Source organism: Flavobacterium album (assembly GCF_003096035.1).
Classification (GTDB): Bacteria; Bacteroidota; Bacteroidia; order Flavobacteriales; family Flavobacteriaceae; genus Flavobacterium; species Flavobacterium album.
Genome location: NZ_CP029186.1, coordinates 429,971 through 454,129 on the forward strand (window position 1 = coordinate 429,971; position 24,159 = coordinate 454,129).

The 24,159-nt window shown below is 45.0% G+C and carries 26 protein-coding genes; 6 read left to right on the forward strand and 20 right to left on the reverse strand.

The genetic code is table 11. The annotated features are described in order from the left end of the window. Positions 1 to 5: 5 nt before the first annotated feature. The 5 genes from HYN59_RS01930 to mraZ all read right to left on the reverse strand — a co-directional run bounded on the left by HYN59_RS01930 (position 6) and on the right by mraZ (position 5,246). Positions 6 to 1,469 (reverse strand): UDP-N-acetylmuramoyl-L-alanyl-D-glutamate--2,6-diaminopimelate ligase, encoded by a 1,464-nt coding sequence (locus HYN59_RS01930; RefSeq protein WP_181369491.1) that lies wholly within the window; start codon positions 1,467 to 1,469, stop codon positions 6 to 8. Then, on the reverse strand, positions 1,466 to 3,463 hold the full coding sequence (locus HYN59_RS01935) for a penicillin-binding protein (protein ID WP_108776655.1): 1,998 nt from the start codon (positions 3,461 to 3,463) through the stop codon (positions 1,466 to 1,468). Before HYN59_RS01935 ends, HYN59_RS01930 begins: the two co-directional genes overlap by 4 nt. Next, a complete protein-coding gene (locus HYN59_RS01940; RefSeq protein ID WP_108776656.1) occupies positions 3,454 to 3,807 on the reverse strand; it encodes an FtsL-like putative cell division protein in 354 nt (117 codons plus the stop codon). Before HYN59_RS01940 ends, HYN59_RS01935 begins: the two co-directional genes overlap by 10 nt. 82 nt (positions 3,808 to 3,889) lie before the next feature. Next, entirely contained in the window at positions 3,890 to 4,798 is a 909-nt protein-coding gene (gene rsmH, locus HYN59_RS01945) for a 16S rRNA (cytosine(1402)-N(4))-methyltransferase RsmH (RefSeq protein WP_181369492.1), read from the reverse strand. Continuing rightward, positions 4,773 to 5,246 carry a division/cell wall cluster transcriptional repressor MraZ gene (gene mraZ, locus HYN59_RS01950; RefSeq protein ID WP_108776657.1) on the reverse strand — a complete coding sequence of 158 codons (474 nt, stop codon included), beginning with the start codon at positions 5,244 to 5,246 and terminating at the stop codon, positions 4,773 to 4,775. Before mraZ ends, rsmH begins: the two co-directional genes overlap by 26 nt. Positions 5,247 to 5,656: 410 nt before the next feature. Between mraZ and HYN59_RS01955 the strand changes: the two genes are divergently transcribed. The 3 genes from HYN59_RS01955 (at position 5,657) to yihA (ending at position 7,883) form a co-directional block, all read left to right on the forward strand. Beyond that, a complete protein-coding gene (locus HYN59_RS01955) occupies positions 5,657 to 6,445 on the forward strand; it encodes an alpha/beta fold hydrolase (RefSeq protein ID WP_108776658.1) in 789 nt (262 codons plus the stop codon). Positions 6,446 to 6,517: 72 nt separating this feature from the next. Further along, complete coding sequence (locus HYN59_RS01960; protein ID WP_108776659.1) at positions 6,518 to 7,195, forward strand: hypothetical protein; 678 nt, start codon at positions 6,518 to 6,520, stop codon at positions 7,193 to 7,195. A gap of 67 nt (positions 7,196 to 7,262) precedes the next feature. Then, positions 7,263 to 7,883: a ribosome biogenesis GTP-binding protein YihA/YsxC gene (gene yihA, locus HYN59_RS01965; protein WP_108776660.1), complete on the forward strand. Its 621-nt coding sequence runs from the start codon at positions 7,263 to 7,265 to the stop codon at positions 7,881 to 7,883. 33 nt (positions 7,884 to 7,916) lie between these two features. Here yihA and HYN59_RS01970 read toward each other — a convergent pair whose 3' ends face one another. The 3 genes from HYN59_RS01970 to gldB are packed head-to-tail and all read right to left on the reverse strand — an operon-like array spanning position 7,917 to position 9,750. Further along, complete coding sequence (locus HYN59_RS01970; RefSeq protein ID WP_108776661.1) at positions 7,917 to 8,387, reverse strand: GNAT family N-acetyltransferase; 471 nt, start codon at positions 8,385 to 8,387, stop codon at positions 7,917 to 7,919. Between the two features lie 59 nt (positions 8,388 to 8,446). Beyond that, on the reverse strand, positions 8,447 to 8,785 hold the full coding sequence (gene gldC / locus HYN59_RS01975; RefSeq protein WP_108776662.1) for a gliding motility protein GldC: 339 nt from the start codon (positions 8,783 to 8,785) through the stop codon (positions 8,447 to 8,449). Next, positions 8,785 to 9,750: a gliding motility lipoprotein GldB gene (gene gldB, locus HYN59_RS01980; protein ID WP_108776663.1), complete on the reverse strand. Its 966-nt coding sequence runs from the start codon at positions 9,748 to 9,750 to the stop codon at positions 8,785 to 8,787. The genes gldC and gldB overlap by 1 nt, the downstream gene beginning before the upstream one ends. A gap of 85 nt (positions 9,751 to 9,835) precedes the next feature. On the opposite strand from gldB, the gene nadE reads away from it, so the two are divergent. Together nadE and HYN59_RS01990 are read left to right on the forward strand one after the other, a co-directional pair. After that, entirely contained in the window at positions 9,836 to 10,642 is an 807-nt protein-coding gene (nadE, locus tag HYN59_RS01985) for an NAD(+) synthase (RefSeq protein WP_108776664.1), read from the forward strand. Positions 10,643 to 10,783: 141 nt separating this feature from the next. Continuing rightward, complete coding sequence (locus HYN59_RS01990) at positions 10,784 to 11,413, forward strand: response regulator transcription factor (protein WP_108776665.1); 630 nt, start codon at positions 10,784 to 10,786, stop codon at positions 11,411 to 11,413. A 158-nt stretch (positions 11,414 to 11,571) separates the two neighbouring features. On the opposite strand, the gene dnaG is transcribed toward HYN59_RS01990, so the two are convergent. The 4 genes from dnaG to HYN59_RS02010 all read right to left on the reverse strand — a co-directional run bounded on the left by dnaG (position 11,572) and on the right by HYN59_RS02010 (position 17,146). Continuing rightward, positions 11,572 to 13,554: a DNA primase gene (gene dnaG, locus HYN59_RS01995; protein WP_108776666.1), complete on the reverse strand. Its 1,983-nt coding sequence runs from the start codon at positions 13,552 to 13,554 to the stop codon at positions 11,572 to 11,574. Between the two features lie 174 nt (positions 13,555 to 13,728). Next, the gene (gene tsaB / locus HYN59_RS02000; protein WP_108776667.1) at positions 13,729 to 14,388 is read right to left on the reverse strand and encodes a tRNA (adenosine(37)-N6)-threonylcarbamoyltransferase complex dimerization subunit type 1 TsaB; all 660 of its coding nucleotides are present in this window, start codon (positions 14,386 to 14,388) and stop codon (positions 13,729 to 13,731) included. Positions 14,389 to 14,392: 4 nt separating this feature from the next. Continuing rightward, complete coding sequence (locus HYN59_RS02005) at positions 14,393 to 15,691, reverse strand: efflux RND transporter periplasmic adaptor subunit (protein WP_108776668.1); 1,299 nt, start codon at positions 15,689 to 15,691, stop codon at positions 14,393 to 14,395. A 6-nt stretch (positions 15,692 to 15,697) separates the two neighbouring features. Further along, a complete protein-coding gene (locus HYN59_RS02010; RefSeq protein ID WP_108776669.1) occupies positions 15,698 to 17,146 on the reverse strand; it encodes a TolC family protein in 1,449 nt (482 codons plus the stop codon). 140 nt (positions 17,147 to 17,286) lie between these two features. On the opposite strand from HYN59_RS02010, the gene HYN59_RS02015 reads away from it, so the two are divergent. After that, positions 17,287 to 18,681 carry a DUF4403 family protein gene (locus HYN59_RS02015; protein ID WP_108776670.1) on the forward strand — a complete coding sequence of 465 codons (1,395 nt, stop codon included), beginning with the start codon at positions 17,287 to 17,289 and terminating at the stop codon, positions 18,679 to 18,681. Between the two features lie 227 nt (positions 18,682 to 18,908). Here the strand turns inward: HYN59_RS02015 and HYN59_RS02020 are convergent, their stop codons facing one another. The 8 genes from HYN59_RS02020 to cyoE form a co-directional block, all read right to left on the reverse strand. Next, the gene (locus HYN59_RS02020) at positions 18,909 to 19,139 is read right to left on the reverse strand and encodes a hypothetical protein (protein WP_108776671.1); all 231 of its coding nucleotides are present in this window, start codon (positions 19,137 to 19,139) and stop codon (positions 18,909 to 18,911) included. Between the two features lies 1 nt (position 19,140). Next, positions 19,141 to 19,692: a DUF420 domain-containing protein gene (locus tag HYN59_RS02025; RefSeq protein ID WP_108776672.1), complete on the reverse strand. Its 552-nt coding sequence runs from the start codon at positions 19,690 to 19,692 to the stop codon at positions 19,141 to 19,143. Beyond that, positions 19,692 to 20,318 (reverse strand): SCO family protein, encoded by a 627-nt coding sequence (locus HYN59_RS02030; protein ID WP_108776673.1) that lies wholly within the window; start codon positions 20,316 to 20,318, stop codon positions 19,692 to 19,694. The genes HYN59_RS02025 and HYN59_RS02030 overlap by 1 nt, the downstream gene beginning before the upstream one ends. Beyond that, a complete protein-coding gene (locus HYN59_RS02035) occupies positions 20,318 to 20,986 on the reverse strand; it encodes a hypothetical protein (protein ID WP_108776674.1) in 669 nt (222 codons plus the stop codon). The genes HYN59_RS02030 and HYN59_RS02035 overlap by 1 nt, the downstream gene beginning before the upstream one ends. Before the next feature lie 73 nt (positions 20,987 to 21,059). Then, on the reverse strand, positions 21,060 to 21,410 hold the full coding sequence (locus HYN59_RS02040; RefSeq protein ID WP_108776675.1) for a cytochrome C oxidase subunit IV family protein: 351 nt from the start codon (positions 21,408 to 21,410) through the stop codon (positions 21,060 to 21,062). A gap of 19 nt (positions 21,411 to 21,429) precedes the next feature. Then, positions 21,430 to 22,407: a cytochrome c oxidase subunit 3 gene (locus HYN59_RS02045; RefSeq protein WP_108776676.1), complete on the reverse strand. Its 978-nt coding sequence runs from the start codon at positions 22,405 to 22,407 to the stop codon at positions 21,430 to 21,432. Positions 22,408 to 22,454: 47 nt separating this feature from the next. Next, the gene (locus tag HYN59_RS02050; RefSeq protein WP_108776677.1) at positions 22,455 to 23,030 is read right to left on the reverse strand and encodes a cytochrome c oxidase subunit 3; all 576 of its coding nucleotides are present in this window, start codon (positions 23,028 to 23,030) and stop codon (positions 22,455 to 22,457) included. A 2-nt stretch (positions 23,031 to 23,032) separates the two neighbouring features. After that, complete coding sequence (gene cyoE, locus HYN59_RS02055; RefSeq protein WP_181369542.1) at positions 23,033 to 23,935, reverse strand: heme o synthase; 903 nt, start codon at positions 23,933 to 23,935, stop codon at positions 23,033 to 23,035. Positions 23,936 to 24,159: the final 224 nt, after the last annotated feature.

Sequence of the window (24,159 nt, forward strand, 5' to 3'; positions counted from 1 at the left end):
TACGCCTATTTGTTTAATTGCCCTAAAATTTCCCTCACTACCTGCATATCATCAAAATCATACCTCACTCCTTTTATTTCCTGATACGTCTCATGCCCTTTCCCGGCTATGAGTATAATGTCATTTGGCTTTGCCAGCTGGCAGGCAAGCTTTATGGCCTGCTTCCTGTCTACCATCGCCACCGTTTTTTTATAATTCTGCGGCTCCACACCTTTTTCCATGTCTTCAATGATATCCACCGGGTCTTCGCTTCTTGGATTATCCGAAGTGAATATAGCCCTGTCACTCATGGTCGATGCTATGTTCGCCATCACCGGGCGCTTGGTCGTATCACGGTCGCCGCCACAGCCCACTACCGTGATCAGCTGCTCGTTGCGGGTACGGATATCTTCTATTGTTTTCAATACATTTCCCAAAGCATCCGGCGTATGGGCGTAATCTACAATTGCTGTAATCCCTGAATCGGATATGATGAACTGGAACCTTCCGGATACGCTTTCCAGCTCGCTCATCAGCCTTAGCACCTCAACACTTTCAAGCCCGAGGTTTACTGCTGCTGCGTAAATAGCCAGCAGGTTATAGGCATTGAACTTTCCTATCAGCTTCACCCATACTTCCTGCTCGTTTATTTTTAGCAAAAGTCCCGACAGCTGGTTTTCCAGTATCTGGGCTTTGTAATCGGCATAGGTTTTCAGCGCATACGTCAGCTTTTTAGCCATTGTATTCTGCAGCATCACCAGGCCGTTCTTATCGTCTACATTTACCAGTGCAAAAGCACCTTTCGGTAATTCGTCAAAGAACCTCTTCTTCACATCGCGATACTCCGCAAAGCTGCTGTGGTAATCCAGGTGGTCATGGCTCAGGTTGGTAAATATTCCCCCTGCAAACTCCAGCCCTGTTGTCCTGTGCTGGTGGATGCCGTGCGAGCTTACTTCCATGAAGCAGTAATCTACGCCTTCGTCAACCATCTGCCTCAGGTACCTGTTTATGGTAAGCGAGTCCGGAGTGGTATGCGTAGCTTTGTACTCTGTTTCGGCAACCATGATCTTTACCGTAGAAAGCAGCCCCGTTTTATATCCTGCGTTTTTAAACAACTGGTACAATAGCGTTGCTATCGTAGTCTTTCCGTTCGTACCGGTTATCCCTACCAGTTTCAGGCTGCGCGAAGGATTGCCATAAAAGTTGGCCGCCATAGTTGCCAATGCGGCAGAAGCGCTTTTTACCTGTATGTAGGTCACGTTTTCCGAAAGGCTTTCCGGCAGTGTTTCGCACACTACTGCAACAGCGCCAAGGCTTATCGCTTTTTCTATATAATCGTGCCCATCGCTCTGCGTTCCCCTTATTGCGATAAAAGCATCGCCTGTGGTTATTGCGCGCGAATCGAACTCCATCTTATTGATGGTTATATCGGTAGGGCCATTTACAGCCTCTATTGATGTCTTGTATAATATGTCCCTTAAAACCATCACGATAATTCCAGTATTATGGTTTGATTTTTTGTTATGGCCTGTCCCGGTGCGAGCGACTGTTTTTTCACTTTGCCCATGCCTATCACCTGCACTTTCAGCCCCATGTTGCCCAGCATTGCCACAGCATCCATACCACTCATACCTATAGTATTCGGTACGGCATTGGTAGCCTTATTGATCTTTGTATCATACGAGGCATATAGCGCCTCCTGCTTTTTTATCTTTTTGTCGAGCTTCTTTACCTCGTTGGTGCTTGGCACATCGGTATAGATCTTCTGTGCGATCCTTTTAAATACAGGCCCTGACACATCGGCCCCGTAATAACCCTTGCCAACCTGCGGCTTATGGATGATGACTATGCATGAATACTGGGGGTTCTCTGCCGGAAAATACCCCGCGAAGGATGACGAATAGTACATTTCCTCCTTGCCGGCACCGTAGTTCACCTGAGCAGTACCTGTTTTCCCTGCCATAGAGAAGTCTGGGGAATACAGCTTTGAGCCTGTACCTTTTTTCACCACATTCAGCATGATTGCTTTTACCTGGTCTATTGTTCCCTGTGAGCACACTTTAGGGTTGATTACCTCTTTATTAAATTTCTTTATTGTCTTGTCCCACTCCTTAATTTCTTTCACGAACAGTGGCCTTACCATTTCGCCGTTATTAGCAATGGCGTTGTAGAAGGTCAGCGTTTGCAGCGGCGTAAGGCTCAACCCATAGCCGAATCCCATCCACGGTAATGACACCCTTGACCATGAAGGATCGGAAGGCTGTGGTATTTTCGGGCTGGCTTCACCTTTAAGGGAAACCCCCAGTTTTTTATTCAGGCCAAAGTCGTTCAGGTGCTGTACGAATTGTTTCGGGTTGTCCTTATAGCTTTCGTACACTGCCTGTACCAACACCGTATTCGACGATAATTCAAAGCCTCTTGCCAATGACACTTTGCCGTAGCCGCCTTTTTTCGAATCGCGCACGTGCCTTCCGAAGTAGGTGATATCGCCACCGTGGCAATCGAACACCTTACTGGTATCTATCTTCTTATCTTCAAGCATGGCTACCATAACGGGCAGCTTAAATGTCGACCCCGGCTCCTGGGCTTCCCATACGGCATAGTTTACTGTCTCGCTGTAGGATCCATCGGTATTCCTGCCGAGGTTGGAAATGGCTTTTACATATCCGGTCTTCGTTTCCATCACCACAACACAACCGTGGTCGGCCTCATAATATTCCAACTGCTTTAACAGTGCGTGGTGAGCTATATCCTGTATGTATACATCTATGGTCGACACGATATCGTAGCCGTCAACCGGCTCTACCTGGTTTACATCGCTGATGGGCTTCCAATGGTTTTTCGCAATCTTCTGCATCATCTGGCGGCCATCTTTCCCGTTAAGGTATTTGGCAAAAGCCCCTTCTATACCCACCTCAAGATTTTCCCCGGAGTGGCCTATCCTTTCGTAACCAATGGTCCTTTCGGCGATCCTGCCTATCGGGTGCTCGCGCACTATTTTTTGCTCTGTAATAATGCCGCCTTTGAAAGCCCCCAGATTAAATAGCGGGAAGCTTTTTACGCGCAGGTATTCGGTATAGCTCAGGCCTTTCGCCACGAGGAAATACCTGTTGTTGTGCTTGCGGGCTTTTACCAATTCGTCGTGATAAAAGTTAGAGGTCTTGCCAAACATTACATGCAATGAGTCGGCCAGGTCCTGGGCATACTTGCTAAAATTCTCTTTTGTAGGAGCAAGGGCATCAAATCTTACCGTATAATTGGGTATGGATGTTGCCAGCAGGCTCCCGTCTGCCGAGTACACATTACCGCGGTTGGCCGGGATGGTAAAATCCTTTACTGTACGCTCCTTGGCCAGTTGGCGGTAATAGTCGCCTTCTACCCACTGTATATTAGTCAGCTTAATGGTAACGAGAAGTGCCATCACGAAAATCGCAACGGCTACCAGGTAAATCCTGTAAGATGTCTTTTTATCTTCTACTCCCATATCTTTAGCTTTTCCCAAAAGCTTTTTTCTTCCTGCTTAAATACCTTTATCTTTTTTGGAGGCACCGATGAGGGGAATATCTGGCGTTCCTCCATCTTGCGCGACACGGTGGACTCCATTTTCAATTCCATCAGCTCGGAGCGCCTGTCTACAAATTCCGACCTTAATATCTTTACCTCATCTTCCAGCTCGCTTATCCTGTAGAGCTTCTGCTCATAATCGTGCGTGTTGGCAATCATCAGTATCGCGATAAGGATCAGGAACACTATAAAGCGCCAGTTTCTCATAGACCCCTGATCTACAAGATATTTTGCTTTTAATAGATTTATTACTCCGCCTTTCATATTATACTTTTTTCACTCACCTAATTGTCCTCCCCCCGCCCCCCTCCCAAGGAGGGGGAAACGGGACGGATATTAGTACGTGTTATTTCTTTTCTGCTACACGCAGTTTTGCGCTGCGTGCCCTGTTGTTGATGCGTATCTCTTCATCCGAAGGGACTATCAATTTTTCTATGATCTTAAACGGCACCTCGAAATTCCCAAAAAAATCACGCTCGGGCTCACCTTCGAACATCCCGTTGCGCATGTACCTTTTTACCAGCCTGTCTTCAAGCGAGTGGTAAGATATCACACTCAGCCTTCCGCCCGGCTTAAGCACTTCGAGTGACTGCTCCAAAAATTCCTTCAGCACATCCATTTCCTGGTTCACCTCTATGCGTATCGCCTGGTATATCTGTGCCAGTATCTTGTTGCTCTTGTGCGCCGGGAGAAAACGCCCCAGCACCTTCTTAAGCTGCTCACTGTTTTTTATGGGCTGCTCTTTTCTGGCATTCACAATAACCACCGCCATCGCGCCGCCATTCTTCAATTCGCCATATTCCACAAACACCCTTTTCAGGTCAGATTCATCATAGTCATTTACCACAACAAAAGCATTCAGGCTGTTCTTTTTGCTCATCCGCATATCGAGCTCTGCCTCGAAACGGGTAGAAAAACCGCGTTCGGCGACATCGAACTGGTGCGACGACACACCCAGGTCCGCCAATATGCCATCCACTTCCTTCACACCATAAAACCTCAGAAACCTTTTTATAAACCTGAAATTCTCCGGTACCAGCGTAAACCTAGCATCGTTTATCACATTAGCCTGCGCATCCTCATCCTGGTCGAAACCGAAAAGCCTGCCGTTCGGGCCGAGCCTCTCCATTATTTCGCGCGAATGGCCTCCCCCGCCAAAAGTCACATCCACATACACACCGTCCGGCTTAATATTAAGCCCGTCAACGGTTTCTTTCAGCAACACAGGATTATGATATTCCATCTTCGCCATCATTTAAATTTCCCATCACTTCTTCTGCCAGGTCAGCAAAATCAACATCAGAGCCGTCAATAGACTGTTCGTACTTATCTTTGTCCCAAATCTCCACAATGTTCACCGCCGACGAAAGCACCACATTACTGTCAATACCCGAAAACGCCATAAGGTCTTTCGCAATCAGCAGCCTTCCTGCCGCATCGATCTCTACCTCTTTCACACCCGCCGTAAACCTTCGGATAAAGTCGTTGTTCTTTTTCACAAAGCGGTTCAGCTTGTTGATCTTCTCCATCATTTTATTCCACTCTGCCATTGGGTACAATTCCAGACAAGGCTGGAAAACCGAACGCTTCAGGACAAAGCCATCCTCGAGGCCGCCTGCCAATTGCTTCTTCAAAGGCGCCGGAATCATTATCCTGCCCTTTGAATCGGCCTTGCATTCGTATGTTCCTACTATGGCTTTCAATGAGTTACACTTTGTGTTGATTTAGAGCAAATATATAGAAATATTTACCACCATTTCCCACTTTCTCCTACTTTGTTAATAAGTTTTGGCGGTTTTTACCACTTTGACAGAAAATACACCTACACACTTCATTTCGAAACGGCTACAGAATATTTATCAATAAAAAGGGTATGATGAAAAGTCTGTAAATTTTTAAGGGTTCTTAACAGATTTGATATAAAATCGCGAAAAAAGATACAGAGTGGTAATGAGTGGGAGTTTAATACTACTTTAACGCAGTTTTGGATGGAAAAAGTCCGTTGCAGTATACCATGCACGCATAATGCTTTCTTAAATATTAAGTACTAAATTTCTTTATAATCTATAAAGTCATATATTTGTGTTCACTAGGAAATTGTACACAACTGAACATGCAAGAAAAGAAAAAAGACGGCAAATACACCTATTTTGAAGCTGGCGAAGGCACCCCGATAATCATCCTCCACGGGCTTATGGGAGGGCTGAGCAATTTTGGCGGCGTGGCAGAATACTTCCCGAAACACGGCTACAAAGTTGTGATCCCCGAATTACCTATCTACACCCAAAGCATATTGAAAACTAACGTAAAGGCTTTTGCCAAATGGGTAAAGGACTTTATTACTTATAAAGGATTTGACAGGGTTATCCTGCTGGGCAACTCGCTTGGCGGGCACATAGCGCTTTACCACACCAAAATGTACCCGGAAAAAATGCTCGGGCTTATTATAACCGGGAGCTCCGGCCTTTATGAAAGCGCGATGGGCGACAGCTACCCACGCCGCGGCGACCGCGATTATATTAAAAAGAAAGCACAGGATGTATTTTACGACCCTGCCGTTGCTACCGATGAGATCGTTGAGGAGGTTTACGCCATGGCGAACGACCGTATAAAGCTTATCAAAACGCTTACCATTGCCAAAAGCGCGATACGCCACAATATGGCAAAAGACCTGCCGAAAATGCACGTGCCAACCTGCATCATCTGGGGCAGGAATGACCATGTAACGCCACCCGATGTGGCTGAGGAATTTCACCGCCTGCTGCCTAACTCTACCCTTTCGTGGATAGATAAATGCGGGCATGCCGCTATGATGGAGCACCCTGCCGAATTCAACCGCCTGATGCACGAATGGCTAAAAAAACTTGATGTGGCTCATAATTTGCTTACGGAACAATTGTAATAATACATAAAAGGGCTTTATCATGACAGCATGGTAAAGCCCTTTTACTTTGATATACTTTCAATACAACCAATGAATGAACTAAACCTAACAGGCGGTGCAAGGATAGGCCGTAGAGGAGCTTCCTGGCCCTTAGTGACACTGAAACTTAACCATGGCGTATTGGAACTTAACGCCGGACTGATCGGCAAATATGTTTTCCTTCCGGGAGACGTCGTTTCGATTGGCACCTACAGCATGACAGGGTTTGGAAAAGAAGGCATAAGGATATACCATAACGTCCATGGCTACAACGAGCGTATCATTTTCCAGTCGTTTAAAATGCAGGCCAGCCAGATAATACACATACTTAAGGCTGCAGGCTTCCCAAATAAAGAAGCGGTGCGAAGCCTAAACATGACTCAAAGGGAAAAAGAAGTACGGCAATTGCAGGCATCGGGCGGATTTCCGGTAAAAAAACCTATTGGGATCGCTTTTATAGTTATCTGGAATATACTTATTATTGGCAGCTTCTTTACAACGTTCCGCAACAGCACTCCCGAAAAATTCATTCCGTTTACGGCATTTCCGGCACTGGGATTTCTTATACTGTCGGCGGTACTGCTGTTAGCATCTCCCGGTTTTGCCAGGATTGTACTCAAAGAAGGGCGAAACCGAAAAGATGTGCAGCGAAACTTATTTTTTATACTGTCCATCGCTGCTTTTATGCTGCTGGTAATGTCGTCGATATTCCTTTTAGGTTCAAAGTAAGGGGCTGCGGATGACGCGATTTGGCATTCGCCCAATATTACCCTACCTTTGCACAAAACAGAATACCATGAAGATCAATACTGCCGAATTCATAATCAGCAATTCCGATGTAAGCAAATGCCCTAATGAGCCGCTGCCGGAGTATGCGTTTATCGGCAGGAGTAATGTGGGCAAATCGTCGCTCATCAATATGCTTACTGACCGTAAAAGCCTTGCGAAGACATCTGGCAAGCCCGGTAAGACACAGCTCATCAACCACTTTAAGATCAATGGCAACTGGTACCTTGTCGATTTGCCGGGATATGGTTATGCACGCGTATCGAAATCGACCAAAGAAACCTTCCAGAAATTCATAACCGATTATTTTGAGCGCCGCGAGCAGCTGGTTTGTGCATTCGTACTGATCGACATCCGCCTTGAAGCGCAGATGATCGATCTCGAATTCATCACTTACCTTGGCGAGACCGGAGTGCCTTTCTGCATTGTATTCACTAAAGCCGACAAGATCAGCCGTGGGAAAGTAGACCAGCACATTGCCGCTTACCGCAAGCAATTACTGGCCAACAACTGGGAGGAAATGCCGCCGCATTTCGTAACCTCATCTACCGAAGGCACCGGCCGTGACCAGCTTTTACAATATATTGACGAAGTGAATGAAGGGATTTTTAAAAACCACGGATTTTTGTAGATCAATTTCTATAAGTAGAAATACCTTGAATGTTTACATTAAGAACTCCATCATGTAATTGGTAAGCACCTGCCCATTGCGTTCTACCTGTTGCTCTTTTATAATTCTATAGCCGCGTTTTTCGAAAAAAGGTTTAGCAGTGATCGATGCAGCAACAGTAATTCTTTCAAAACTTTTCTTTCGGGCAAAAGTCTCAATTGCATTAGCGATAGATGTCGCCACATGCTGGCCCTGGAAATCCCTGTGCACAAACAGGTGGTCAAAGTAGCCTGTACTGTCTATATCTCCAAAGCCAATTATAGTACCATCTTCTGACTCAACAACGATGGTGAAATTAGCAGACAATACCGAATTCCAACGGGCATTATCGATTTGTGCAGGTGCCCAGGCATCAAGCAGGCCCTTAGTATAATCTTTGGCATTGACAGAATGCACTGTTTCTCGAAAGAGCTGCACAATGGCATCGCAATCTTCAGAACGGTAGGGACGGATGGTTTTTTTCATCTGTTCTAAAAAGCAAACGCAACCTCTCCTGTCACGTTTAAAATTCAATTGTATTCTGACTACGATTTCTTCAGCTCCAGCTTTTCGGCAAAATAATCGCAGAAATCCCTCATGGTATCTGCCATTTTCGTATCGTTGGTAGCGCGCTCAAAAGTCTCGGCCATCGATACCAGCGTTTGGTGGAAAAACGTTTTCATTTCGTCTACCGGCATATCCTTCGTCCACAGGTCAATACGCATGCTCTCCTGCGGCCTGCTGTCCCATACCGAAAGCATCATAGCTTTGGTTGGCTGCGCAACTACGCCACCGTCCCGGGCTGTCCAGGTCAGTTTTTCGGGAACGCGATTCTCATCCAGCTCGACAAGGATATTAATTTCGGATTTTATTATTTTAGGCATTACTTTTTGGGTTTGTATTTAGAATTGTCAAAAATGGTTTTGGCATCCATCGCCAAAATTTGCTGCAAAGGTACATCTTTATTGTTCTCCGCATACGACCTTACGATCTGCCAGCCTATCCACTGGCCTATCCTGCCGGGCGACTCATTATCAAGCTCGAGGTAGAATTTTGAAAAAGGCGCCGGGCTGATAAAGCGACCGGGAAGCTTCAGGTCGGTATCATATAGCAGCTTGCGGTCGACAAAATAGCGCCATATCTCACTTTCGTTGGCCTGTGCCCATTCCATCTGCTCTTTGGTGTAGCCTATCTTGTTCTCGTCCGAAACTTCGGGTATGAGCAGGTCTTTCAGGTACAGTTCTTTACCGTAGTAGATCATTTGGCTTAACAATGTCTTATCGGTTGGCGGCGCGATTTTGCCCATAGAAAATGCCGATACCACGTCAGGCATGATCTGCGACTGCTCGAATAGCTGGCTTTGGTATTTAGGGAAATCGGCATAGTACCTGTGGTCTTTGCCAAGATAAAGGTCCAGCGATATCAGCAGCAGCGAATCGGTAAAAATAATCCTGTTGTTATAATCCATCTCGGATATAAGCGTGACTACCTTTGGTTCGCGAAAGCCCTTAAAATAAAATTTAGTATGCTGGAACAGCGAATGAAGGTCCTGCTCAAGCGTTGTGGTGTTAGGAAAAGTTTTTTCCACTTCGCCGTGAAGCTCCTGCAGCAAAGGGTCTTTCATCTTGTTCAGCCAAACCGCGTCATCGTTCCCTGCCGGGAAAAAGTACGGGTACTGCGCTTTTACGGCAGCCAGTCCATCAGGGCCTGCTTCGTAAAACTGCTTGTCAAAACGTTCTATCTTTACTTTTCCTACAGGTATTTCTGCCACTTTTTCTTCCACTTCATTTTCCTTTTTACAGGAAGCAAGTACCAGCAACGAGGCTATAATAATGAAATATTTCTTCATTTTGTGTTTTTATTAGGAAATCACCTATTTAGATTTTTTAAATTTATCGCAAATATACGCACTCACCCATAAATATTGAAGCATTATGCCTATCAACCCCAATTTTCAGGCGGAAGCCGTTAATCATCATATCGTAAGCTGGCTGCGCAATTATGCAGCTAACGCAAAAGTAAAAGGTTTTGTTGTAGGGATATCCGGAGGGATCGATTCTGCACTTACCTCAACGCTTTGTGCCCAGACCGGCATGCCCGTGCTTTGTGTTGAAATGCCCATACACCAGGCGCCAAGCCATGTAAGCCGTGCCAGGGAACATATAAAAAAGTTAAAAGAGCGGTTTGATAATGTGTCAGGAGCGGAAGCCGACCTTACGCCTGTATTCGAGACCTTCCGCAAACAGGTGCCTGAAACTGAAAACGACCACCTGCAGCAGCTTACACTGGCCAATACCCGTGCGAGGCTGCGCATGACTACATTGTATTATTTTGCGGGCATACACAGTGCGCTCGTTGCCGGTACAGGAAATAAGGTAGAAGATTTCGGTGTGGGCTTTTTTACCAAGTATGGCGACGGCGGTATAGACATCAGCCCAATTGCCGACCTGACTAAAAGCGAAGTACGGCAGCTGGCCAAATACCTGGAAGTTACCGAAAGTATTATCATAGCCAAGCCTACCGATGGCCTTTTTGGCGACGACCGCAGCGATGAAGACCAGCTTGGCGCGAGCTATGAGGAACTGGAATGGGCAATGGAAGCGCTGGAGAACGGAAAGACGCACACTGATTTTGAAGGCCGCCAAAAAGAGGTTTTTGAAATTTACCGGAGGCTTAACACCATCAACCAGCACAAAATGCTCCCGATCCCGGTTTGCGAAATACCGGATAATTTGAAGTAAATTCTTTCATTAACAGCACTTTAAGAATTTAGGACCGAAAGCCAAATTATCCTTAAATTTGAAATAAAATTCTTTCATTCACAATACTTTAAGATATTAATTTCTAACTTTACTTTAATGTAAACCCAAAAACACGCAATTATGATCAAACTATGCCTCGCGGATAACCACCCGGTGGTGCACTATGGGATGAAGTCGTATTTTAGCGACAATCCGCAAATTAGTTTTGTAGGCGTGGTGAACAACCTTGACAGCCTTCTGGATATATTGGGAAAAAAAACAGTAGATGCCGCTGTAATAGACCTTGAGCTTGAAGGCCTTACCAGCATTAGTTCGGTAAAGTCGCTGGTGAAGGAATTCCCCGAAACCAAAATTATCATTTTCACCAACCTCGCCGAACAGATATATGCACCGAATGCACTCAAAGCAGGCGTTTCTGCTTATGTGCACAAAAGCGCTAAAATGGAGGAGCTTGAAAATGCCATTAAAAAAGTAAACGAGGGCGAAGTGGTATTTAGCGATACCGTTAAGAAAAACCTTGCGCTGCTAAACAAAGGCAAAAAATCTGAGAGGCTGTACAGGAAGCTTTCATCACGGGAAATCGAGGTGCTCCGATACCTCAGCGAAGGCAAAAAGAACAAGGAAATCGCCAAGCTGCTGGACCTTAACGAAAAAACGATCAGTACCTACAAGCTGAGGCTGCTCACAAAACTGCATGTCACTAACCTTGTTGACCTGGTGAATAAAGCCAAGACACTGGACATCGTTTAAGCCCTTAACTAAACACCTAAAAAACGGAAAAAACTATTACTCTACACGGTCTTTTGCACCAAGCACCTATCAAAAGAAACAAGCGCTCCTTTAAGGGGCGTTTTTTGTATATAAGAGGAATGGAACGCGCATGACACGGATTTAGGCAAATTTTTCGTTTAAAAAAACTGGCTGCGCAGCCTGCTTATTTTGCGTGAAAGGTAATTCACGAGCGTGTTGTAGTCATTAACAGCCATTAGTATCTCCATATTATCGGCATCGGGGCTTACCTGCATTTTGAGGTCCTGGATCAGTTTGCCCAGCAGCAGCCATCGCAGGTCGATAATATGCTCATTGGCATACGCGGAAACAGACATGGTTTTATCCTTAACCGGGATCTGCTTTTTCTCTTCCCACTCATGGAGGCTGTATTTCTCATCCTGCATAAATATATCGGTCGCCACCGACTGTAGTTCGGGCGGCAGCGTATTCAGGAATGTATCTACCGTAAGCGACTGATGCGCCAGGTAATGGTCGGTAATCGCCTTGTAGAGCTCCCGGAACACCGGATTGGTGAATTGTATTTCGTCTTCCTGGAGGTTCAGGTAAATGCGTTCATACACCTTATAAGCCTTGCGTTCGGTATATTCATACTCCTTGCCAAACTTGTCATATTTGATATATACATCCTCAAAATCCTGCTCGGTGCCTCCGTACAACAATAATATCTCAATAATCCTGCGTTCCAGCCTGTCCAGTATATCTACCCTTTCCTGCTGTACCGAACCGTCATCGGCAACCGGCTTCATAACATTTTCCTTTTGCTCTTCCCTGAATTTCTTACCTGCATCGGTAATGTCTTTCTGGACGATTTGCGAAAGCGTACTTACCAAAACCTGTTCGGATATATCCATGATGCGGGCTACTTCCTGTACATATATTTCCCTTTGTATGCGGTCAGGTATTTTTGAGATGCTGGTTACCATATCCCTGATAAGGCCTGCTTTCTTTACAGGATCGTTCTTGGCTTCGTCCATCAGCAAGCCTGCCTTGAACTGGATGAAGTCTTTAGCGTTATCATTCAGGTAGGCCACCAACTCATCATGTGGCGTTTTTTTGGCAAAACTGTCGGGATCGTCACCATCGGGGAAAGTGCAAACCTTTACGTTCATGCCTTCTTCGAGTATCAGGTCGATACCACGTACCGAAGCCCGCAACCCTGCCGCATCGCCATCGAAAAGCACGGTAATATTTTTGGTAAGGCGGTTGATGAGGCGTATTTGGTCGGGAGTCAATGCCGTACCTGAGGAAGCCACCACGTTCTCAATCCCAGCCTGGTGGAGTTGGATCACATCGGTATAGCCTTCAACCAAAAAGCAGTTGTCCTGTTTGGCTATGGCCTGCTTAGCATGGAAGATACCGTATAGCACTTTACTTTTGTGGTAGATATCGCTTTCGGGTGAATTGAGGTATTTGGCAACCTTTTTGTCGTTGCCCAGTATACGCCCGCCAAACCCCAGCACACGGCCCGACATACTCTGTATTGGAAACATTACACGCCCACGGAAACGGTCGACCGTGCGGCCATCTTCACGGACAATGGTCAGGCCGGTCTTATCCAGATAATCCAGCTTGTAGCCTTTACCCAAAGCCTCTTTACTGAAAGCATCCCATTCTTCGGGCGAATAGCCCAAGCCGAATTTCTTTATCGTATCGCCTGTAAAGCCGCGCTCCTTGAAATACGAATAGCCTATCGCCTGCCCCTCATCGGTATTCATGAGGGTGTTATGAAAATACTTCTGCGCAAATTCCGAAACGAGATACATGCTTTCTTTTTCATTAGCCTGTTCCTTATCTTCTTCGGTCTGCTCGGTTTCTTCTATCTCAATATTGTATTTTTTCGCAAGGTAGCGAATGGCTTCCGGGTAAGTAAAATGCTCATGTTCCATGAGGAAGGCAACGGCGTTGCCTCCTTTACCCGAACTAAAATCTTTCCATATCTGCTTTACCGGCGACACCATAAATGATGGCGACTTCTCGTTGCTGAACGGGCTGAGCCCCTTAAGGTTGCTGCCCGCACGCTTCAGGTTAACGAAATCGCCGATCACCTCCTCTACGCGGGCGGTTTCAAAAACGGTATCTATGGTGTTTTTGGATATCAATCTTCGTTCAGTTGCAATGTTACAAAGCCGCTAAGTTACAAAGTTTTTGCGCCAATGCCAGCCTTACCATTTTCTATTTAGCAATCAAATGTATCCGTGATTGTTACCAAAGATATATAACAATCAAGGCTTATCTAAATGTACAATAATACAAAATCAGGTAGGAATTGTATTTTACTTTGCGATAAGAAAATCTTTAAGATAATACGGCTCGAAGTAAGCCACATCTACAAAGTCCTGGTTTTGATATTTACCAAAAGATACCGCCGCCATTTCTGCCGAAGAAGGATAGATAATATCGTCGTGGTATATAAAGCGAGGATTGCTTAGCATCTCGCGGCATTTGGCCGCACCATCTCCCAGCAGGTGTATTTGGCCGGAAGTTTCTTCGAAAGAGGTTTCTGTAATGATTTCCGCTCTGGTTTCACGCAGCTTTTGGTAATTGCTGTCAAAAATAGCGGTGTAGGCTTCCATGCGGCGCGCATCGATCAGGGGGATGATAACGCCTTCCTGCACCTGTATCTTCCTTGCAAGCACTTCGAGGGTGTCAATAGCGATCAGGGGGATAGACAGGGCATAGCAAAGGCCTTTCGCTGCCGAAACACCAATGCGCAGGCCGGTATAAGAGCCCGGACCCATACTTACAGCCACAGCATCCAACGCTTTGAAGGTAATGCCTGCTTCTTTCAAAGCTTCTTCTATAAATACATGGAGCTTTTCAGCATGTGCATACCCTTCGCCAGCGTATTCTAAAAGCGATACAACAGCACCGTCTTTGGCAATACAAACCGAGCAGTTTTTGGTAGCTGTTTCAATATTTAATATAAAACCCATTTCCTTATTTCGCGTCTTTCTCTTTAGGTTTCGTTTTTACCTTATCGTTCGGGTTGAGGTCTTTAGTTACGGTAGCATACGGACCTGTAATTACTTCGTCCCCTTTTTTAAGGCCGCTTAGTATCTCGATATTGGTGTCGTCCTGTATACCTGTGGTTATTGGCCTTAGTACCGCCTTATCGCCCACCTTTACATACACGCACTCGTATTTTTTCTCAACAACGCCTGTTTTCTGTTCTTTTTCTTTTTCTTCAAGCTCTTTCACCACATCTTTCTTAACTGCGGTTGTGTCAGATTTTACCACAACAGAGCTGATTGGCACTGCCAGGATATTCTCTTTCCTTTCGGTAATGATATCTACAGTTGCCGTCATGCCCGGCCTGAATGGTGAATAATTGGACGGCTTGCCTTTCGTCATATCTTCATACGACTCTTTCAGTATCCTTACTTTCACCTTAAAGTTGGTTACCTGGTCGGCAGTAAGCTCGCTGCTTGCCGAGTTGGATATGCTGGTCACCACGCCCTTGAATTTCTTTTTCAAATAAGCATCCACTTCGATGTTGGCTTCATCGCCAATCTCTATCTTTACGATGTCGTTCTCATTCACATCCACTTCCACCTCCATATTATTGAGGTTGGCTACCCGCATGATCTCGGTACCGGTCATCTGCTGTGTTCCAACAACGCGCTCACCCAGTTCCGCATCCAGTTTGGAGATCGTACCGTCAACCGGCGCATATATGGTAGTCCTGTTCAGGTTGTCCCTTGCTTCGGTAACGGTAGCGCCGGCGCTCTGTACATTATAGTAAGCCGACTGTTTTGATGCCTGTGCCACTTCGTAGGCCGACACCACTTTGTCCCATTCCGATTTGGATATTACCCCTTTATCAAAAAGGCGCTTATTACGGTCGTAATTAGCCTTTGCTTCTTTTAGCTGCGCTTCGGTCTGGCTCAGCCCTGCCTTTGCGGTAGAGAGTGATGCCGAACTCCTGCTTACACCCGATTCATAAAGGTCGGGGTTGATGCGCACCAGCAGGTCGCCTTTTTTGATAGCCTGTCCTTCTTTAATAGGAAGCTCAATGATTTCCCCGGAAACTTCGGAGGATATTTTCACTTCAACTTCCGGCTGTACTTTGCCCGTAGCCGAAACGGTCTCGGTCAATGTTATCTGTTTCACAACTGCAGTCTCTACTTCCTTGCCTTCATCTTTAGCGCCAATCGTGCCGGTCGACTTCAGCACAAGGAGCAAAACAACTAAAAGCACAACACCGCCTAATAAATAATAAATCGTTCTTTTTGACATAGTTCTTTATTTTTGTGAAATTTGAGAGATCGGTATCCCAAAGTAGAATTCCAGTATCTTGATCCTGAATATATAATCGTATTTTGTACGCAATACTTCCGACTGCGCATTTACAGAAAGCGTCTGTGCCTGGTTAAGGTCGAATACATTGATAAGCCCTACCTCATAGCGTTCCTGTGCGTACGTGAGTGCCTCTGTCCTTGCTTCGGCAGCAGACACAGCAGCATCATAGGCTTTCAGTGCGCCCTGGGCATCGGTGTAGGCCGTGTAAACGTTCCTTTCAAGGTCGAGCTCGCGCTGCTCCAGTGTTATCTGCGAACGCTCCAGTTCCACCTTAGTGCGCTCTACATTGTTTCTTACGGCAAACCCATTAAAGATAGGGACATTTACACCAACCCCAAACGAGTGCCCTTTGTTATTGTCAAACTGATCGAGGATAGGCAAGTACCTGCCCAAGATCGGCTGGTAATTATTCTGAAGCACCAGTTGGTTCGTGCCATCTACAAATCCGACTACCGATGTGGGCTGGGTGGTACTTTGCGCAAAGCCCACAATCCTGTCGGAATAAGCAGCCCTTGTGGTCAGGCTGTAAAACCCGCTTATTACCGGCTGGTATGCGCCTTTTGCAATTTTCACATCCTTTTCGGCCACCTCTACATTGGTCCTGGCGATCTTCAGTTCTGTCCGCTGCTCTTTGGCCTTGTTGTAAATTGTCGCCGGCTGCTCGAGCAGTATCGGCTCATCCTTTACATCATAATTACCATCTTCGGTGTCAAAATTCTGGAAGTCTTCCAACTGCATCAATTGCGCCAGGCTTAGCTTAGAGATCAGGAGCGCATTTTCGGCAGCTATCTTTTTCTGATTGTCCGCAGCTACGGTAGCCTTAACGTCGAGCAGGTCGCCACGCGGTACTGCACCGCCTTCTACCAATTCCCCTACCCTTTGCATCTGCCTGGTGTCAAAAGCCAGCTGCTGTTCCTGCACCTTTAGGTTCTCTTTGTTAAAAAGCACCTGCAGGTAGGCATTGGCTACATTCAGCGCCACATCTTCCTGCATTTTTACGGTTTGGTATTGTGCCGAGATAGCCGCAAGATTTGCCCTTCGCAACCGGTTCTGGTTCTGTAGGCCGTTGTAGATGTCCACGCCCATGTTCAGCCCGACAGAGGTAAACTGTGTGGTCTGGTTTTCTAAAAGGCCGGTGGTGATGTTCTGGTTAAGACCAATATTCCAGGAATGAGAGCCCTGTATCTGTGCCGTGGGCAGGAAAGCGCTTTTTGCATCTTTCCTTGAAACGTTTGCCAGCCGCGCATCAAGTTCGGTCAGCTTTATGGAAATGTTATTTTTCAGTGCATATTCAACACACTCCTGCAATGTCCATTTTTTTGCCTGGCCATAAGCATCGTCAGCAAACAGGGCAAAAACAAATAAAAATGCGGCGTAAAACTTGCTTTTCATAGGCTGTGTTGAGAATAGTTTACAAATTTATCAAAATATATAACGCAGGCACCCGCCAGATATTTTTATTAGACGCTTTGATGTTAAAATTGTTACGGAAAATAATACTAATTTTGCGGCAAATTTACAATATCATCACCATGAGAGCATTACTATTTGCTACATTATTTTCTTTCACCCTGCTATTATCCGGGTGCGCCACTACCAAAAAGATCGAAGCACTGAAGCCGGAGCCGGGAAATACGACCGATGTTGTGTACCAGTCGGCCACATCCTTCATCAACCTTCCTGTGAGCATCAGCATAGCCGATGTGGAAACGCAGGCTAACAAACTAATGACCGGGCTCGTGTATGAAGACAATAATATTGAAGACGATAAGATTGCCATGAAAGTGTGGAAAACCGCACCCATAAAATTCTCTGAACAAAAAGGCAAACTGCAGTCGGTTATCCCGATCAAGGTGACCGCCAATGTAAAATACGGCACCTCTGCCCTTGGGATGGACCTGTATGATACCCGCGAAGTAAACATGGATGCTATTATAACTTTCAGCAGCAAAATAGGACTTTCTAACTGGAAAATGACCACCACCACTACTATCGAATCACTCGAGTGGAAAGAAAGCCCTACTGTTACCATTGCGGGGAAAAAGGTAGCCATCACTTACCTTATCAATCCTGCCTTAAAATTGTTCAAATCGAAGATTGAATCAGAGCTGGACAAATCAATTTCGAAAGTAACCGATTTCAAACCGCAGGTACTGGCTGCACTTGAAAAACTGAACACTCCTTACCTTACAAGCGAGCAGTATGAAACATGGTTCACTCTTAACCCCGTTGAGCTGTATGTGACCGATGCGGTGCTGTCTAAAAAACAGATCACAATGAACATGGGGCTGAAATGCACTATGGAAACCCGAGTGGGCCAGCAGCCTAAAAAGACGTTCAAGAAGGAGAATGTTGTACTGAAGGCGGTTTCATCTATGCCTGATAAAATTGACGTGGTTGTGGCTGCGGTTTCTACTTATGAAAGCGCTTCTAAAGTAATTACCAAAAACTTCCAGGGGCAGGAATTTGGCGAAGGCAAAAGAAAAGTGACCGTACAGAAGGTAGACCTTTGGAGCAAGGACGGCAAAATGATCATCGCGCTGGATATGACCGGAAGCATCAACGGTACTATTTACCTGACAGGATACCCTAACTACAATGCGGTGACTAAAGAGATCTATTTCGACCAGATGGACTATGTACTGAATACAAAAAGCATCCTGATGAAAACCGCCAACTGGCTTGCCGAAGGTTTTATCCTGAAAAAGATACAGGAAAACTGCCGCTACTCGATCAAGCAAAACCTTGAGGACGGCAAGAAGAACCTCCTGCCTTACGTTACCAACTACTCACCGATACCGGGAGTATTCGTAAACGGTACGCTTAATGATTTTGAATTTGACAAAGTGGAGCTTACCAATAATGCGATCATTGCATTTATAAAAGGCTCGGGTAAAATGGATTTGAAGATCGATGGGATGAAGTAATTTTAGTTTTCAGTTAGAGGAACGCGGATGACACGGATTTGGGCGGATTGACGCGAATTTTCCCCCGCTGGCCGTAATTGCAGGCACGAAACCATCTTCAAGGTTTGCCATCAACAAATACCGGAAGAAAGATCATACACCATAACATAAACAGCCGTACTGAGAAGCACGGCTGTTTTGTTTATTTAATTGAATGTTTTGACTGAAACTGAGACTGCGACTGAAAACTAAGCCTCTGCTTTTTTCTTTTTCCTAAGCCTGTATACAGCATAGCCTACAAGGGCAACAAGCAGGTAAGGGAGCACCATGAGGTAGACGATACCATCATTAACCGATTCGGCTTTAATGCCGCCATCGCTGCTTTCCAGGGCGGCACGGCACATGGCGCATTGGGCATTTGCCATCGCAGAAAAAAGAACCAGTACAGCTACCGATAAATATTTGGATTTAGCACTCATATCAGTGGGTGTAATAAGGCGATATCATCAGGTAAACGATCACGCCGGTCACCGCTACATACAACCATAACGGATAAGTAATGCGGGCAAGCTTCTTGTGCCTTTCGAAGTTACCAGCGATGGCTCTTACATAGGTTATAAGAACAAAAGGTATGATGATTACCGATAAGGCGATATGCGTAAGCAGTATAAAGAAATATACGTAACGCATAAAGCCCTCGCCCCCGTAGGGTGTAGAATCAGCGGTCATGTGGTAGGCTACATACATTACAAGAAACGCAACTGACAGGCCAATTGCAAATTTCATCAGGTTCTCGTGGAGTTTTTGTTTACCATTTTTCACTGCCCAAACCGCTGTAACCAAAACAATGGCAGTAGCGCCGTTTATTGCTGCATATATTGGCGGCAGGAACGAGAGCGGCTGTACATCATAACCAAGGTCTTTAAGCTTCACCTTAAAAAGCACCGCCACTGCTATGGGTATAACAACCGACAACAGGATGATCCAGACATTATATTTTTTTTCAGCGTTCTTGTTAACTGTATTTTCCATTATTCTTCGAGTAGTTTCTTGATGTCTTCTTTTATGGCTTTCACGCCGGGCTCCTCAAGCCCGTCATAGTACAATATCGGGTTGCCATACGTGTCTTTGCGGCTTCTTATATTGCCTTCTTTATCAATTAGCGCAAACATGCCCGAATGCTCAAAGCCTCCTGCAGCTTCCGGGTTCACTCCCGCATACAGCTTGAATTCTTTGGCAAGGTTAAAAATATATTCCCTTTTACCGGTAAGGAAATGCCAGTTGTAGTGCTTTACACCCAGCTTCTCGGCATGCTCTTTTAGGACCTGCGGTGTATCATTTTCAGGGTTGATCGTGATTGAGGCCACGCCGAATTTCGGGTTACCGTAATATGCTTCCTGGAGCGTCAGCATATTCTCGTTCATTTTAGGGCAGATGGTTGGGCAGGTTGTAAAGAAAAACTCAACAACGTAAACTTTCCCTAAGTAATCTTTATTGGATATCTTTTTGCCGTTCTGGTCGGTCAGCTCAAATTTTGGCGCAGGCCCAATTTCTACAAGGTCGGATTTCTGGAATTTTGCTACAATCTTCGGCACTGCCCAGATCCCGAAAATAAGGATGATGAACGATACGCCTATGTATGAATATCTCTTTTTCATTATATTTCTCTTTTAACACCTTTCAGGGTATCATTTTTACGGAGTGCAAGGCGGTATTCCCTCAACAGGATCTTTACATCATCGGTCATCTCGTTGTGGAGTTCAGCCGCCGAGAAGGAATTATATGCGTCTTTAAATTCATCTTCGCCGGTCTCTTTATCTTTTCCTTTCCTGCCCCTCAGGCTGCTGTCTTTATCCAATATAAAAATATTGTAGGTGGAGAAGTCGGCGCCAAGCGGCTCACGCACTTTTAAGGATTTGTAGAAGTCTGTGATATCCTGCGGCTGGGCAAAAATGAATTTCCAGTTGGAGATGTCCCCCATTGCCTTTAGTTCTGATATTACCTGTTTCACTTCATCCTGTGCGCCGTCAGGGACAATCATCAGGAGTTGGAAATCGGTAAAGTCCTTGTATTTATTGTTTATCTTCTGGTTGACATTGAAGATGGTCTCTTTCTTTTTTATGATGTCTTTGCCTAAAAAACCTACAATGGTAATCTTACCTTTCAGGTGAACCGGCTTATCATCTAAAGTCTTACCCGGAGGAGCTTCGGCTACGTTCTTTGTAATTACGGGAAGGAAGAGAGAATTATGCTTTGCCATTGAAAAATAAACATACATGGTAAGAGGCAGTATGAGCAGGACAACAAGAACAATCTTTCTTTTCATGATAAAGGAAATTTCCTTTGCAAAAATAAAAAAAGGCGGGTTAAAAACCGCCTTTTTTAGAGAGAATATATTTTTAGAATATCCACTTGTAGTGTGAGTGCTTGAACACTTCGTGGATGTAATCACCTTCGATAAGAATGATGAACAATAAGTACAGTACCAGGAATACAACCGGTAGTACTACCGACCATTTAAGGCTGGTTTTTTCACCTTCGATGTGCATGAACGCCCAAACGATGTAGTAGGCCTTAACAATCGTAAGGATAATGAAAATCCAGTTAAGGATGTTCATATGCAAAAGGTTGGTCATGTGAAGGGCCGGCGGTTTCATGATACCAAGTATAACCTCAACGATAGTTATAACAGACAGAAGTCCGAAAACAAACCAGATCCTTTTTGTATTAGATTCGTGCGAATGTGCCATTGTGCTTATATTTTAATAATTAAACCAGGTAGAAGAAGGTGAATACGAATACCCAAACTAAATCTACAAAGTGCCAGTATAATCCGATTTTTTCAACCATCTCGTAGCTTCTCCTTTTCTCATAGGTACCTAAAAGTACGTTGAAGAAAATAAGGATGTTAAGCATAACCCCGGTAAATACGTGGAATCCATGGAAACCTGTAATGAAGAAAAAGAAGTTGGCAAACAGTTTATGTCCGTATTCATTCCTTACAAGGTTAGCACCTTCAACAACAAGGTGTGCATCAGCAAGCCTTTTGACAGACTCTTCCCTTGACAGTAATGTCTTCTTTTTGTCTTTGGTAAGCACTTCCGTCCTTACAAGCAGGTTTGGATGTGTTTTGAAGCCTTCTACTACTTCTTCTACAGTGTAGGTTGGCAAAGCTGATTCCTGTTGGAACCATATACCCTGGCTTTTTATTTTCTGTACCCTGTCGGTAGGGATATCTGCAGCGAAATCAGCAAGGGCTACCCTTTTGCCATTAGCATCAACAAACTGAAGGATAGAACCTCCCCTTGTCTCAATGGCGCCATATTCACCTTTAATGAAGTTTTTCCATTCCCACGCCTGCGAGCCAAGGAATATAAAACCTCCTATAATGGTAAGCACCATGTAAACGGCAACTTTTGTTTTTTGCAAGTGATGGCCTGCATCTACAGCAAGCACCATGGTTACTGATGAAAAGATAAGGATAAATGTCATGAACGCCACATAGTACATCGGGGCATCCACACCGTGCATGAACGGAAAGTGGTTGAACACCTCATCGGCTATAGGCCATGTTTCAATGAATTTGAACCTCGAAAAACCATAAGCTGCAAGAAAGCCTGAGAACGTAAGGGCATCTGATACGATGAAAAACCACATCATCAGTTTGCCATAGCTCGCTCCCATCGGCTCATTCCCGCCGTCCCATGTTTTACCTGTAGTAGCTGTTGTAGTAACTGTCGCTGCCATATAAAATTGTTAGGTTAAAAAGTTTCCAAATTTACATTTTTTTTCCATTAATAGAAATAGAAAAATAAAAACAAATAAACCCATAAAATATCGAGAAAGTGCCAAAACATTGCACCTAACTCTAATCCAAGGGTTTGAGACTTATTGTATTTTTGTTTAAAATGATTATAAATTACCACCAAAAGCACGATGAGGCCTGCAAAAAGGTGGGCAAGGTGCACTGTAATAACGATATACAGGAACGAGGTGGTTACCGTGCTCTCCGGCCCGGTAAAGAAATAACCGCTTTTTATTACCTGGTCAAACCCGTAAAACTGGGCAGCCACGAAGCCTAGGCCTAGCGCCAGCGTTAGCAAAAGCCAGAATGAGGTAGCGCTCCTGTCGCCTTTTTTGATCGACATTTTAGCAAGGTGAAAGGTAACACTGCTCGCGATAATTACTGCCGTGCTTATCATAAATGCATTCGGCAACACAAAATCGTTAAGCCAGTCAGGCCTTGAGGTACTCACCACATAGGCGCTTGTAAGTCCGGCAAACATCATAAACATGCTTACCATACCAAACCAAAGGAGCATCTTTTTAGACTTCTCCGTCCTTTGGGCATATTCTTCAATCGTCATCATAATTACCTGATAAATTTATCTGCTACTAATATTACCTGCATCAGCGAAATATACGACACGCTAACCAGCATGAGCTTTTTCGCCGCAGGGCCATCCATTTTGTTGTATAGTTTTACCGCATATACCAGCATCCACAAGCCAAGCAGGAACACAATTACAGCCGACACGATGCTTAGCTTCAGCTCACCTGTAAACCCTGTAACCGGCAGCAGCGATGCCACGATGAGCCATATAGTGTAAAGGATAGTTTGCAATGCGGTTTTTTTGTCCCTTTTCCCCGTAGGCAGCATGAAGAAGCCTGCTTTTTCATAATCCTCGAACAAGAACCAGCCAATAGCCCAGAAATGAGGAAACTGCCAGAAGAACTGTATAAGGAACAGCGTGCCTGCCTCGATACCGAAGTCGTTGGTAGCAGCTACCCAGCCAAGCATGAACGGTATTGCACCAGGAAAGGCGCCCACGAACACAGCAAGCGGGGTTATGGTTTTCAGCGGGGTATAAATGCTTGTATAGAGAAAAATCGAGATTGCCCCGAACATTGCCGTTTTAGGATTTATGCTGTACAGTATGCCAATACCGAGTATAGTTAGCACCGAGCCCAGCAAAAATGCATTTTTAACCGACATTTTTCCCGAAGGGATTGGGCGGTTTTTAGTGCGATCCATGAGGGCATCAAGGTCTTTTTCTATGATCTGGTTAAAAACATTGGAAGCGCCCACCATGCAATAACCGCCGATGGTAAGCAGGATAAGCGTTGCCCAGCTGAAAGCATGTTCATCTGAGACGCCGAGCAGGTAACCCGCAACAGAGGAAAACACCACGCTTATAGCGAGCCTTGCCTTTGTAATAGCGGTAAAATCAGAAAAAATCGATTTTATTGAAATCGGGTTTTGTGAAGCGTTCAAAATGATTTTCATTGGGTTTTCAAAAACTGGTGCAAAGATACTCGAAAAAAAAGTTTTCTTCAAAAGAAAGTAACAAACATAATGAAATCGTGATTTTTATGTGTGAATTGATTATCCACCGCATAATTTGCGGTGAATAATGTGGTTTTTCGCCGCAGAATCTTTTATCCTAAAAACATTTCATAAAAAATCATTTACCCGCACGCAACCTTTCTTTCTTCCCT